Annotated in this window: 13 protein-coding genes; 8 read left to right on the top strand and 5 right to left on the bottom strand. The window is 46.8% G+C overall.

Going from position 1 to position 13,503, the window contains the following annotated elements:
• Positions 1-132 precede the first annotated feature (132 nt).
• The gene (locus tag BM331_RS00315) at positions 133-2,382 is read right to left on the bottom strand and encodes an N-acetylneuraminate synthase family protein (RefSeq protein WP_074925826.1); all 2,250 of its coding nucleotides are present in this window, start codon (positions 2,380-2,382) and stop codon (positions 133-135) included.
• Between the two features lie 290 nt (positions 2,383-2,672).
• Here BM331_RS00315 and BM331_RS00310 point away from each other — a divergent pair, with 290 nt between their 5' ends.
• Genes BM331_RS00310 through BM331_RS00300 form a run of 3 tightly spaced genes read left to right on the top strand, consistent with a single transcriptional unit; the run spans position 2,673 to position 5,205 of the window.
• Entirely contained in the window at positions 2,673-3,389 is a 717-nt protein-coding gene (locus BM331_RS00310; RefSeq protein WP_074925823.1) for an acylneuraminate cytidylyltransferase family protein, read from the top strand.
• Positions 3,371-4,372 carry a Gfo/Idh/MocA family protein gene (locus tag BM331_RS00305; RefSeq protein WP_083414638.1) on the top strand — a complete coding sequence of 334 codons (1,002 nt, stop codon included), beginning with the start codon at positions 3,371-3,373 and terminating at the stop codon, positions 4,370-4,372. The genes BM331_RS00310 and BM331_RS00305 overlap by 19 nt, the downstream gene beginning before the upstream one ends.
• Complete coding sequence (locus BM331_RS00300; RefSeq protein ID WP_074925820.1) at positions 4,369-5,205, top strand: SDR family oxidoreductase; 837 nt, start codon at positions 4,369-4,371, stop codon at positions 5,203-5,205. The genes BM331_RS00305 and BM331_RS00300 overlap by 4 nt, the downstream gene beginning before the upstream one ends.
• Before the next feature lie 265 nt (positions 5,206-5,470).
• On the opposite strand, the gene tyrS is transcribed toward BM331_RS00300, so the two are convergent.
• Positions 5,471-6,691 (bottom strand): tyrosine--tRNA ligase, encoded by a 1,221-nt coding sequence (tyrS, locus tag BM331_RS00295; RefSeq protein WP_074925818.1) that lies wholly within the window; start codon positions 6,689-6,691, stop codon positions 5,471-5,473.
• 209 nt (positions 6,692-6,900) lie between these two features.
• Between tyrS and BM331_RS00290 the strand changes: the two genes are divergently transcribed.
• Positions 6,901-8,115 (top strand): peptidoglycan DD-metalloendopeptidase family protein, encoded by a 1,215-nt coding sequence (locus tag BM331_RS00290; RefSeq protein ID WP_371265313.1) that lies wholly within the window; start codon positions 6,901-6,903, stop codon positions 8,113-8,115.
• A gap of 35 nt (positions 8,116-8,150) precedes the next feature.
• A complete protein-coding gene (locus tag BM331_RS00285; protein WP_074925813.1) occupies positions 8,151-9,242 on the top strand; it encodes an anhydro-N-acetylmuramic acid kinase in 1,092 nt (363 codons plus the stop codon).
• A 139-nt stretch (positions 9,243-9,381) separates the two neighbouring features.
• Here BM331_RS00285 and erpA read toward each other — a convergent pair whose 3' ends face one another.
• The 3 genes from erpA to BM331_RS00270 all read right to left on the bottom strand — a co-directional run bounded on the left by erpA (position 9,382) and on the right by BM331_RS00270 (position 10,520).
• Complete coding sequence (gene erpA / locus BM331_RS00280) at positions 9,382-9,747, bottom strand: iron-sulfur cluster insertion protein ErpA (protein WP_011634592.1); 366 nt, start codon at positions 9,745-9,747, stop codon at positions 9,382-9,384.
• A 189-nt stretch (positions 9,748-9,936) separates the two neighbouring features.
• Positions 9,937-10,332 carry a lactoylglutathione lyase gene (gene gloA / locus BM331_RS00275; protein WP_074925810.1) on the bottom strand — a complete coding sequence of 132 codons (396 nt, stop codon included), beginning with the start codon at positions 10,330-10,332 and terminating at the stop codon, positions 9,937-9,939.
• Positions 10,332-10,520, bottom strand: a complete 189-nt coding sequence (locus BM331_RS00270) for a rubredoxin (protein ID WP_074925809.1) — start codon at positions 10,518-10,520, stop codon at positions 10,332-10,334. Before BM331_RS00270 ends, gloA begins: the two co-directional genes overlap by 1 nt.
• Positions 10,521-10,572: 52 nt before the next feature.
• On the opposite strand from BM331_RS00270, the gene thiD reads away from it, so the two are divergent.
• The 3 genes from thiD to hemL are packed head-to-tail and all read left to right on the top strand — an operon-like array spanning position 10,573 to position 13,363.
• A complete protein-coding gene (thiD, locus tag BM331_RS00265; protein WP_074925806.1) occupies positions 10,573-11,415 on the top strand; it encodes a bifunctional hydroxymethylpyrimidine kinase/phosphomethylpyrimidine kinase in 843 nt (280 codons plus the stop codon).
• Entirely contained in the window at positions 11,408-12,043 is a 636-nt protein-coding gene (thiE, locus tag BM331_RS00260; protein WP_074925804.1) for a thiamine phosphate synthase, read from the top strand. Before thiD ends, thiE begins: the two co-directional genes overlap by 8 nt.
• A gap of 36 nt (positions 12,044-12,079) precedes the next feature.
• Positions 12,080-13,363, top strand: coding sequence for a glutamate-1-semialdehyde 2,1-aminomutase (hemL, locus tag BM331_RS00255; protein WP_074925801.1), 1,284 nt, complete (start codon positions 12,080-12,082; stop codon positions 13,361-13,363).
• Positions 13,364-13,503 lie beyond the last annotated feature (140 nt).

Below are 13,503 nucleotides of genomic sequence, written 5' to 3'. Positions count from 1 at the left end.
GATTGGAATAGGTTGGCAGTAGGTGCTTATGGAACCAGCAGGTGATTTACCTGGGGGAATTAGTCATTATTAAATATTCGTAAGCCAAAGGGAATGATTATTACCAGAACCTTGAATCGGTTCTGAATCTACCTAGAAACCGATTTTTTCCAGAAACGCCAATGCTGACCAGAATCCTTCTCCTTTATTTTTATGGCCTTGCCAGATTTCAGGTATGAACTGTATTCCGGGAGCATGTTGGTTCAATCGATCGCGCAGCAGGGTGAAATCCACATCACCATGGCCGATCTGCACTCCTTCACCATCTACTCCCTTGGCATCGACTATGTGCAGATGGATGGTATGAGGCAGTACTTTCTTGAGGAATGCGCTGAAATCCCACTGATAATAGTTGCAGGCCATCATGGAATGTGAAATGTCGAGGCAGATACGATAGCCTGTTTTCTCACAAAATGACGCAATTTCATCCGGATCGACAAAGAGGTTATGGTGACTCTGTCCTCCAAAGTGCCAAGGAAACGGGGGCATGGTTTGAATGGCCAATTGAATGGAGCTCAAGTCAATTTCGCTCAGTGCTTTGGCCACTCTGTCATAAAGTTTCATGCGTGCTTCAACTGGCAGGAAATTTTGTGGTGACCAGCCTCCGGCATTGAGTACTAGTATCGGTCTGGGTGTTGACGGAAAATACTGATGCAACTCGCTTGCTACAGCTGTTGTACGTTTCAGTTCGGTAATGGAATGAGCTCGATAATCTTCATCGTTGTTTGCCAGATCGAGAATATGATCACCAGCGAACAACTCTGGGCTGTGCACGGCATAGCCGATTGGCAATGGATCAGAGAAATAGTCGGAAAGTTTCACGTCCAGATCGTGGTAACTCAGATGAAATTCGATAAAGTCGATTTTCATTCCTTCGGTTAGTGCCTGATAATCATGATAACGCGCCGGAATTCCGTAGGGGCGTGAAAAGATATAGTGTTGTTTTTTAGCTGATCTCGGGGCGATATCTGTTTCAAAGAAAAAATCTCCCACCTTGAAATCGCGCTGTGCCACTTTGCCTGCCAGTTCATCGATGCGATTGGGTTGCAGACCCTGCCCGGGGCTTTTTACCACGATCATGCTGCGCTTGATGAGTTGCCCTTGTGAAAGATCACAATTAATTATCAGGCTCTTGGCCAGATTTTCACGATTGATCATCTCCCCTTGGGTCAGTGCCCGTTCACCGCCTTGTCCCATGGCCTCTTCAATATTCCGAATCTGCTGCACCATTTCCGTAAATTCTGCCGGTAATAAACTGACTTTGTGGTCATTGCCTTCCATGCTACGGTTGACAGTAAAATGTTTTTCCACGATACGGGCTCCCAGGGCAATGGCAGCTAAAGGTACCGCAAACCCGCGCTCATGGCCTGAATAGCCGATTACTGTACCTGCCAGCTGCTTTAAATGCGGCAGGTAGTTGAGGTTTACATCCTTGAAGGGGGCAGGATAGGTCGAATTACAGTGCAGCAAAGCAAAGGGGGCGCCCAACCGGCGCAGCAGGCTCACCGAGCCCTTGATCTCTGCTTCCGAACTCATGCCCGTGGAGCAGATTAGCGGTTTACCTGTTTTGGCCAGCGCTTCCAGCATTTCATAGTTGGTAAAATCGGCTGAAGCCACTTTAAAGGCTTCCAGTCCGTATTCTTCTAATACACGGATACTCACCATATCCCAGGGCGTGCACAGAGGCAGAATATCCTGCTGCTTGCAATAATCGAATACCTGACAGAGTTCATCATGGCTCAACTGGAATTTATTGAGCAAATCCAGCGTGTATTGCGATCCCAGGTCATAGCCTGCTTCTGCATTTCTGCCCTGGTTTGAATACAGAGAGGAAAGATCCCGCATCTGGAATTTGACACAATCAGCCCCGGCTTCCACCGCCAGGTTTACTAGTTCTTTCGCAAGGCTAATATCCCCATTGTGGTTGTTGCCGACTTCGGCGATGATAAATGTGGGATTCTGATCAGTAATCAGGAAATCCCCGATCTGGATCCCTGTGGCTGATTTTCGTGCCAGGGCGACAAAACGCCCCTGTTCATCGATCAGCGGGATAATGTCGCATTTGTGATCAAAATAATCTGCGATCTGATTCTGGGATTCGGCAACAGGCCGAGCGATGAAATTACGATTCATCACATGATCGATCGGCAGATTCAGATCAAATTCGATCGCCTGGGTCATCCAGCGTCGCACATCACCGTCGCTGACCGCTCCGATCAATACGCCGTTGTCCTGTACGACGAAAACGATCCGGGACTGGTTGTCATTGATGTGTTTCAGGGCATCGAGAATACTGTCGCCGGAAAAAACCAGATGATCCTTGATTCTTTTTTCGATACGCATGCTGCAATCCTGTTTGGTGGGGGTGATTATTACCGGGTATGCATGACAGGGATATAAAAATTTATACCGATGGAGTATGTCAATATTGCTCGAAGTTTGTGTAGTGATTTTATTTTGAATATAGGTCTTGAATTGTAAACATTTTATGGTTCATGTGCATCAGGCATACTTCAACAGTAGAATTACCAGTCGGAAGGCTGGTAGATGGTTTGTAAAATACCAACTTGCGAATCATCAGAATTTGACGTTACCCATTTTTATTTGATATCTGATTTGATAAATTCCAGCCAATGTTAATTTATTCTCTTATCCCCGCGCGGGGCGGGTCAAAAGCCGTTCCGCATAAAAATATCCGGTTTTTATGCGGTAAGCCACTGATTGCCCATTCAATTGAAGTTTCGCTTAGGTCACCTTCTATTCAGAGAACCTTTGTCAGTACCGATTCGGAGAAGATTGCGGAAATTGCAAGAAATGCCGGAGCGGAGGTTCCTTTTTTGAGACCGGTTGATCTGGCACAGGATGATACGAGGGATCTGCCGGTATTCCTGCATTTTCTGAGTTGGCTGGAACAGCACCATGTTCCTCTTCCTGATGCCATTTTCCAGTTTCGCCCCACTTCTCCTGCGCGCAGGGTTGAAAAAATAGAGGAAGCGGTCGGACTGCTGAAAAAACATCCAGATGCTGATTCCATCCGTGGAGTGACCGAACCAGCGCAGAATCCTTACAAGATGTGGACCATCGGTAATGATGGTTTTATGCAGGCTCTGCTAAGTATTCCCGACGTCCCGGAGCCTTTTAACGAACCAAGGCAACGCTTGCCCGAGGTTTACTGGCAGGTAGGTTATCTGGATCTAATACGTACCCGGACGATTCTGGAGAAGAAATCACTCACAGGTAGCCGCATACTACCATTGAAAATAGAAAGTGGAGATTCGATCGATATCGATGATGAATTTTCATTCCAGCTTGCTGAATTTCTGATGGAAAAATGGGGAGTCATCCGTTGAAGGCCTTGGTGGTTGGATTGGGTTCCATCGGAGTCAGGCATCTCAATAACCTGCATGCGCTCGGGGTTCGGGAACTGGGCGCGGTGCGTACTCGCAATTTGCCACCTCCTGTACAGATTGTTCCGACAGAGGTGCAGTTGTTCCAGCGTCTCGATCAGGCACTCAAACAAAACTTTGACCTGGTAGTGGTAGCCAATCCAACTTCATTACATCTGAAAACGCTTGTCGAGGCACTCAAGGCAGGGTGTCATGTCTATGTGGAAAAGCCTGTCGCGCATGAAAAACGGTATTTGTCCGGATTGGCACGTTATGTTGATCCGCGCGGATCTCGCGTACTGGTCGGCTGCCAGCTCAGGATGCATCCCGGATTACGGAAGATCGAAGCGTGGATGCAGGAAGGCAGGCTGGGAAAAATCTATTCCGTACAGGTCGATCTGGGGGAGTATCTGCCTGACTGGCATCCCTGGGAGGATTACCGGCAGAGTTATGCGGCACGGGCTGATCAGGGTGGGGGCGTTATACTCACGCTAATCCATGAATTGGATTATTTATACTGGCTTTTCGGTAAGCCGAAACATGTCTTTGCTGTTGGCGGGCATCGAACCTCTTTGGAGGTGGCGGCAGAAGATACTGCGCTCATCTCATTTGAAACGGAACAGGGGATTTGTGTTCAACTTCGCATGGATTACTGGCGTAAACCACCAGTCCGGTATATGAATATCGTGGCTGAAAAAGGGATCGTCGACTGGGATTATCCTTCGCGCCTCACTACGCTGAAGCAGAATGGGCAGGTTGTGGAAGCAGTGGCTCTGGTGCCTTCTTGGGATCGGAATGAGCTTTTTCTGTCGATGATGAAAGAATTTATCGAGGGTATTCCCGGCAGATCGATTCCGCGAGTCACTTTACAGGAGGGTATGGATGTGCTGAATATAGCGCTTGCAGCCAGAAAATCTCTTCAGACCGGACGGCAGGTCAGATTATGAATCAACCTTACAAAGGCACCCCTTTCGATTTGACCAGCCGCGCAGTACTTATCAGCGGTGCAACCGGGCTTCTTGGCACAGAATTCGCACTTGCAGCAGCTTCAGCCGGTGCGGACCTGATACTGGGTGATCTGGATGGTGACAAGTTGAAATCATTGGAAAATGAAATAACTGCTTCATACCCGGATACACGAATCCTGGTCCAGATTCTGGATGTCACTCGTGCAGATTCATGCCAGTCCATCGCGCAGTCATGTGAAAACCAGTTTGGCCGGCTCGATGCAGTGGTCCACAGTGCTGCAATCGACCCAAAATTTGAGAAAGATTCTGATACTTCCCGTTTTTCAAAGTTTACTGAATTTCCCTTGGCGCTCTGGCAGACATCTCTGGATGTCAATCTAACGGGTGCGTTTCAGCTGGCTCAGGCTACATGCCGCATAATGGAGAAATCCGGCAAGGGATCCATCGTTTTTCTTGGATCCAATTACGGTCTCGTTGGGCCGGATCAGCGTATCTACAAAAAGGCAGGGCAGGAGACACAGACATATAAACCGGCAGTCTATTCGGTGTGTAAGGCAGGATTGCTGGGACTCACAAAATTTCTTGCCGCCTATTACATGCATACGTCGATTCGTATCAATCTGCTTACGCCCAGTGGTGTTTGGAACGAACATGACCCCGAGTTTATCGGTAGCTATTCGTCGCGAACCATTCTGGGACGTATGTCAGAAAAAGATGAGTATCGAGGAGCAATTATTTTTCTACTTTCGGATGCATCCAGTTATATGACGGGTGCAAATCTAGTCATTGATGGGGGGTGGACAGCATTGTAGGTATTTCTCTGCATATCCATTTCAATTATTTCTAGATTATCCTTCATACTACCCTGGTTTTCTTTTATTGATCTAAACCACATATATGCGCAGCTAAATCTGCGATAGTTGGCATTTTGTACTTACTAATGAATTATTTAAGCTGGGGATAGCGAAGTTGGCGGTACCGTTATGGTCGAATTCACATATTGATATTTTTCGGGTCAGATAAACAATGTTGTCATATAACTTATATAGACGGCATTGATTTTACAGAGAGGCATATTTATATGTCATCTTGACCAGGCAAAAGTGTTATTTTTGCGAATTTCCTTTTCCCGACTTGGGCAATAACTGTCGTATTGACAGGAATAGTTTGGGTTTTGTCACTGACCTTGCTACCACCCAACTTTACACCACCCTGCTCGATCATACGCAGAGCTTCACTGGTGCTGGTGGTTAATCCGGTCAGTTTGAGTAGTTGAGGTACAGCCAGTTCTGTGCCCTGGACATACAGTTTTTTTTCTAGAATATCATCAGGAATAGCACCTTTGCTGAAACGTGTCTCAAAATCCTGTATGGCTTGAGTGGCAGCCGTCTGGTTATGGAAGCGTGCCACAATTTCCTGTGCGAATTGCACCTTGATGTCACGTGGATTGCGGCCTGATTCCACTTCATGTTGCCACTGGCGTATGGTATTCAGTGATTCAAAAGACAATAATTCAATGTAACGCCACATCAGGGTGTCACTGATTGACATCAGTTTGCCGAATATTTCAGTAGGTGTTTCATTAATGCCCACATAGTTGTTGAGCGATTTGGACATTTTTTGGACACCATCCATCCCTTCCAAAAGTGGCATGGTTAGTATGCATTGGGGCGATTGGCCGTAGTGCTTCTGTAATTCACGTCCCACCAGTAAATTGAATTTTTGATCGGTGCCGCCCAGTTCGAGATCGGCTTTCAGCGCCACTGAATCGTAACCCTGCACAAGCGGATAAAGAAATTCATGGATAGCGATTGGCCGATTCTCATGATAGCGCTTGCTGAAATCATCCCGCTCAAGCATACGTGCGACGGTATAAGTGGAGGTCAGTCTGACCAGGTCAGCTGCACTAAATTTGTCCATCCAGGTTGAATTGAAAACCACTTCTGTTTGCTCAGGTTTAAGTATTTTGAATACCTGAGATGTGTAAGTTTCTGCATTTTGTGCAATCTGCTCGCGTGTCAGCGGTGGGCGCGTCGCGTTTTTACCGCTGGGGTCGCCGATCATTCCAGTAAAGTCACCGATCAGGAACAAGATGTGGTGGCCAAGCTCCTGAAGCTGGCGCAGTTTGTTCAGCAGAACGGTATGCCCTAAGTGCAAATCCGGTGCGGTAGGATCAAAGCCGGCTTTGATCCTTAGAGGCTGATTTTTGGTGAGTCTTTGCGTGAGCTCCTCCTCAATCAGCAGTTCCTGACAGCCCCGTTTGATTACTTGAAGTTGATGAATAATTGACTCAGACACGGCCAGCCAGTAAAAAATCAGTCGTCATTATATTTATGCTTTTCCGTGTTAGACTTGAAAAATTTCCAACAGACGAATAGGAGTGATGGCATTTGATTTACTACCAATCACCTCGTAAAAGAAAAAACATTCTAGCGCAAAAACTCGCTGTTTTCGCACAAAAAAAGGTACGTTGGATTACTATCTTGTCCAGTTTGCCGTTATTCGGAATGGTTACCGCTTTCGGAATTGTCCCGGATTCTTCCCTTCAGGAAATACCCAATAAAAAAATAGTTCGTGCCTTGCCATTACCGGAAAAGTTTGCGTCTTCTGATCCTGAAATGACTTTCTGGCATCAGGAAAGCATACGTCGGGGAGATACCATTTCAGCGATTCTTGCTCGTCTTGAAATCAGTCAAAAAGACAAGAGCCGCTTTCTGGATACTGTCCGGGGGAGTCGGGCGATGAGCCAGCTTAAACCGGGGGAAATTATTCATGCGGAAACTCGGCCGGACGGAGAATTGCTGGCACTGCGCTATTTTTACGGAAATGGTGAGCAGTTTCAGGTTGAAAAAGTCGATGGGACATTTGAGCTGAACGAGCAGTCAGCCGAAGGTGATACGCGTGTCCTGGTAGGTTCGGGAATGATTAGCTCATCATTGTTTGCGGCCGTTGATAAAGCTGATTTGCCGAGCACAATTGCCTCTCAGATGATTGATATATTTTCCAGCAGTATTGATTTTCACCGTGATATCCGAAAGGGTGATCGTTTTACGGTTGTTTATGAATCCACACAGGATGAAAGCGGGAAAACACAAGTCGGGCGTGTGCTTGCGGTAGAGTTTTTCAACAAGGAGAAATCCAGGCGCGCTGTCTATTTTCAGCCATCGGGTGATGAGGGCGGTTATTACACACCAGAGGGAGAAAGTCTGAGCAAACCATTTCTGATGGCACCTTTGAAATTTTCCCGGATCAGTTCCGGGTTTACTCATGCGCGCTACCATCCCATCTTGAAACGCTGGCGAGCTCACAGAGGAATTGACTATGCTGCTCCGACCGGAACGCCTGTGATGGCGACAGCAAATGGTACTGTTGAGTTTAAAGGCAAGCAGAGTGGCTACGGTAATCTGGTTGTACTTAAGCACGATGCCCAATATAGCTCCGCATATGGCCACTTGTCGGGCTTTAATAAAAAGCTACAGAAAGGAATGCGCATTAAACAAGGCGATATTATTGGTTTTGTTGGATCAACCGGGATGGCGACCGGTCCCCACCTTCATTATGAGTTGCGGATAAACGGAGTTCAGCGTGATCCTTCCAAAATTGTAATGCCGGCAGCACAGCCCGTCAGTAAAAAACATTATTCGGTTTTTCGCAGACAAACCAGGGAACTGACTTCCCGGCTTGATTTGCTGCGCAATACCAGCTTTGCTGCATTGAACTGATTCAGCCCGGACAGTCGTCTGCAAAGGCAGGTGAAATGTATTACATTGGCATTATGTCGGGTACCAGTCTGGATGGTATCGATGCAGTACTGGTAAATTTTTTCGGATCGTCATTCTCACTCATTGATACCTGTTATGTTCCTTACGATCCGTCTCTTCAGGTGGAATTATTGGGCCTGAATCAGAGTGGTGAAAATGAATTACATCGCGCGGCTTTATCAGGCAATCGCTTATCAAGGTTATATGCAGAAGCGGTGGTGTGCTTGCTTGAAAAAACCAAGGTTAATTCCGAGGAGATTATGGCAATTGGCTGTCATGGACAGACCATCAGACATTGTCCGCAACCGGAAAATATGTATAGCATCCAGCTGGTGAACGGCGCTCTGCTGGCGGAGTTGACAGATATTACTGTTGTAACAGATTTCAGAAATCGTGATATTGCTGCTGGCGGGCAGGGAGCGCCACTGGTTCCTGCATTTCATCAGGAGATATTTTCTCACCCGAGCGTTCACCGTCTGATCATTAATATTGGCGGGATTGCCAATATTACCAGCCTGCCTGCCCGGAATGGCGCAAGTGGTTTTGATTGCGGCCCGGGGAATATGTTAATGGATGCTTGGTGTCTGCAGCATACAGGCGAGCGCTATGATCGAAACGGATTATGGGCAAGCTCAGGCAAAGTGATTGACTGTCTGCTGAAAGATCTGCTGAGTTTTCCGTATTTTTCTCTGCCACCTCCCAAAAGTACAGGTAGAGAGATGTTTGATCTTGACTGGTTGCAGCCCTATTTGACCGGCAAGGAAGTTGCACAGGATGTTCAATCCACGTTACTGCAACTGACTGTACGAACGATTGCCAACTCAATACGAACTTACTATCCGATAGCCCGTGAACTCTATTTGTGTGGGGGAGGGGCGCATAATGACTCCCTTGTTACTCGGCTACAGCAGGAATTACCGGATCGCGAGATCAGGAAAACCGATGTGTTAGGTATCGATGCTGATTGGGTGGAGGCGTGTGCATTTGCGTGGCTGGCGCGACAATCGATTGAACGTGCTCCTGGAAATTTTCCCGCCGTGACAGGCGCAACCGGCAGGCGGGTACTGGGTGCGATTTATCCTGCCTGAAAATTCTTCAGAATCTGTTCAATATCTTACTGAAGGGTGCATTACGGTGTTGAAATTGAACTCAAAATGCCCACATCCTTCAAGGATGCTCCGCTTTCTCGTTCAATTTTGCCTTGCACTACATCCCTTGAACAGATTCTCAGACCGAGAATGAGGAGCCACATCCACAGGTACTGGCTGCAGCTGGATTCTTGATAACAAACTGTGCACCCTGGGCATTTTCCTGATAATCGATTTCTGCTCCCAGCAGATATTGAACACTCATTGAATCCACCAGAAGCCTGACTCCTTGCTTTTCTATTACAAAGTCATCTTCATTGATGATTTCATCAAATGTGAAACCATATTGAAATCCGGAGCAGCCCCCTCCGCTGACGAAAACTCTCAGTTTGAGTGCCTGGTTTGCTTCTTCTTCAATCAGTTCTTTTACCTTGCTGGCAGCGCTATCGGTAAAAAATAACGGGGGTTGAACTGTATTTGCTTCTTCATGGGTTATCGTGTTCATTTTATTCACTTGTTTATATAATTGATTATTTTGATATTAAGCAATTACTGTTGCTTTGGTGGTTCTGAAATTTATCTGCCCCCTTCTTTGCCAGACAATAAACTGCAGGTTATGTTCAGCACGGACTGCAAGTATAGTTTTGAGTGGCTGAGCGCTATGCTACAGCCAAGCTCTCCATGGCGACATCAGTTACACTGTTACTGTTTTCTTTTGAATAAATTCAATCTTGTACCCATCCGGATCTTCTATGAAAGCAATTACGGTAGTTCCATGTTTCATCGGGCCAGCCTCTCGCGTGACGTGACCTCCCAGGTTCCTAGCCTTTTCACAGGCTTCATAGGCATTGTCTACTTCGATTGCAATGTGTCCGAAACCTGTTCCGAGGTCGTAATGATCCGTTTCCCAGTTATGCGTCAGCTCCAGAACGGTACCTTCTGCTTCACTTTGGTAACCAACAAACACCAATGTGAATTTTCCTTCCTGGTAGTCTTTGCGGCGCAGCACCTGCATTCCAAGTACATCGGTATAAAACCGGATCGAACGCTCCAGATTACCCACCCGCAACATGGCATGAAGAATGCGCATTACATTTTCACCATTTCGAAATCTTCTTTTCGTGCGCCACATTCAGGGCAGGTCCAGTTCATGGGAACATCTTCCCAGCGGGTTCCAGCGGGGATGCCATCTTGTGGCCACCCTTCTGCTTCATCGTATATAAAGCCACAAATCATGCACATATAGCGGTAATAATCCTGGTTACTTTCTGTAGTCATAATAGATAAGTAGATTTGCTTAAGTTAAAATAACATTTTACGGTATTAATGCATGTCACTACCACCTCCAATTGTACTATCCTTCGCTGCGAGTGACCCAAGCGGGGGCGCCGGTATTCAGGCGGATATACTGACTCTTGCCGGAATGGGTTGTCATCCGCTCACTGTACTCACAGCTGTAACCGTTCAGGACACAACTGGTGTCGAGGATATATTCGTGATGGATCCTGAATGGGTTATTGATCAGGCGAGAACCGTGTTGCAAGATATGCCGGTACAAGCATTCAAGATTGGCATGCTGGGCAGTGTCGAAATTGTCGCAGCTATTGCTGAAGTTATATCGGATTATCCGGATATTCCACTGGTACTTGATCCAGTGCTGGCTTCCAGTCGTGGCGACATGTTTGCCAATGAAGAAGTAATTTCTGCCATGCGTGAGATGTTATTTTCCCAGGCGACAATTATTACCCCTAACAGTATTGAGGCCAGGCGTATTGCGCTTGATCACGAAGATGATCTGGAGATTCTAAATTTGAAGCAAAGTGCAGATCAATTGTTGCAATGGGGTTGCAGTTACGTGCTTATTAAGGGTGCTCATGAAAATACACCACAAGTGGTTAACGTACTTTACGATGTCAATGGTATCGTCCGATCTGATGCATGGCAGCGTTTGCCGGGATCGTTTCATGGCTCGGGGTGCACCTTGTCATCTGCAATAGCGGCTTCACTTGCTCATGGTATGTCAATTACGGACAGCGTCTATGAGGCACAGGAATTTACCTGGCATACACTCAAGGCAGGCTTCCGCCCCGGAATGGGACAATACATACCAGACAGATTTTTTTGGATGGAAAGTGATAATTTGGAAGAGGAAGCCGACGGCTCCGATGATTGATCCTATGGATCGGATTAGGGTGAGCGGCCTTTATGCAATCACACCTGATATTGAAGATATCGATCAACTATGTGAAATGGTTTATCACGTATTGGTTGGCGGCATAAGCTGGCTTCAGTACAGGAATAAAAAGGCCAACAGTCGACTGCGATTGATGCAAGTCCTGGAAATTCATCTTCTCTGCAGGCAGTTTCAAGTTCCTCTGATTATTAATGATCATATGGATTTAGTCATGGAGATCGATGCCGAAGGTTTGCACGTGGGTGGAGAAGATACTTCTGTGGCGGCAGCTAGACACTATCTCGGTCAGAATAAAATCATTGGTGTCTCCTGCTACAATCAGCTCAGTCGTGCAATTGAAGCTGGAAAGGCGGGAGCAAATTATGTTGCATTTGGTGCTTTTTATCCGTCAATGACTAAGATTGATACATATCAAGCACCGATTCATCTGCTTGATGCTGCAAAAAAAACGTTGAATATTCCCATTGTGGCAATCGGTGGCATCAATCTGGACAATGCTGAGGCGCTGATTACCCGTGGATGTGATGCCGTCGCTGTTAGTCAGGCACTGTTCGGCGCACAAGATATCCAGTCTGCTGCCCGGCATTTTTCAAAGCTATTCTGTTGAACCATCAATTTCGATAATTTTTAAGCAAATATTCCAATGACGATCACTAATCAACAACTATTCGAGCGTTCCCAGCAGTACATTCCGGGAGGTGTTAATTCACCAGTACGTGCTTTTAAGTCTGTGGGAGGTACACCTGTTTTTTTTCAGCGTGGGCAGGGTGCCTATTTTTGGGATGTGGAAGGAAAGTCCTATATTGATTATGTTGGATCGTGGGGGCCGCTTATTCTTGGGCATGCGCACCCTGATATTGTCAGAGCTGTTCGGGATGCGGCAAGCCGTGGCACTTCTTTTGGTGCTCCGACGGCAGCAGAGCTGGAAATAGCCGAATTGTTATGTCGGTTATTGCCTTCCCTGGAACTGGTACGGCTAGTAAGTTCCGGTACAGAAGCTGGAATGAGTGCTATTCGGCTCGCGCGTGGTTATACCGGCAGAAACCGGATTATCAAGTTTGAAGGTTGTTACCACGGGCACGATGATGCATTGCTGGTTAAAGCAGGTTCAGGTGCATTGACTTTCGGTCATCCCAGTTCAGCAGGGGTTCCCGCTGAAACAGCGGGACATACTCTGGTGCTGGACTATAACGATGTTGCCGGGATGGAAGAAACCTTTAGTAAGTTTGGCTCTGAGATTGCTGCTGTGATCGTCGAACCAGTGGCGGGCAATATGAATTTGATCAAGGCAACTCCCCAGTTTCTGGAAACACTGCGTGCACTATGTACAAAGTATGGCAGTTTGCTGATTCTGGACGAGGTAATGACAGGTTTCCGCGTTGGCCTGGAATGTGCCCAAGGGTTATATGGTATCAGGCCGGATCTAACCATTCTGGGGAAAGTAATCGGTGGAGGCTTGCCCATGGCAGCGTTTGGCGGACGGCGTGATGTAATGGAATGCCTTGCACCATTGGGACCCGTGTATCAAGCAGGTACACTTTCCGGCAATCCGGTTGCAGTTGCTGCTGGATTAGAAACTTTGCGTCAAATACAGACTCCTGGTTTTTTTGACAAACTGTCAGTGATGGCACGTAAGTTAACAGACGGTCTGACTTCTGTCGCCATAAAAAATGGCGTGGCATTTAGTGCGCAGGCAGTGGGTGGGATGTTTGGAATTTATTTCAGAAAAACACCACCAGAAAGTTTTACGGAAATGATGGAGAGTGACCGTGAAGCGTTTAACCGCTTTTTTCATGCCATGCTGAAAGAAGGTATTTATTTCGCACCTTCGGCTTTCGAAGCAGGCTTCGTCTCTATTGCGCACGGTGATGTGGAAATCGACAAAACTTTGGAAGCAGCCGATCGTGTTTTCAGTCAAAAAGCGTAAGAGATACCAAAGAGTGCAATTCACGACATATAAATAAAAGATTCAATTCGTGAGGCTGGGTGCCGTTTATATTTTTTCCAACCGGCTTGTTGCGATTCTTGCAGTCGTGGCAAAATGTCAAATTCATAATAAAGAATAAT

This window comes from Nitrosomonas eutropha, from assembly GCF_900116685.1.
In the GTDB taxonomy this organism is placed as follows: domain Bacteria; phylum Pseudomonadota; class Gammaproteobacteria; order Burkholderiales; family Nitrosomonadaceae; genus Nitrosomonas; species Nitrosomonas eutropha_A.
The sequence above is the reverse complement of the archived record's forward strand: the minus strand, read 5'-3'. Positions and strand labels throughout refer to the sequence as shown.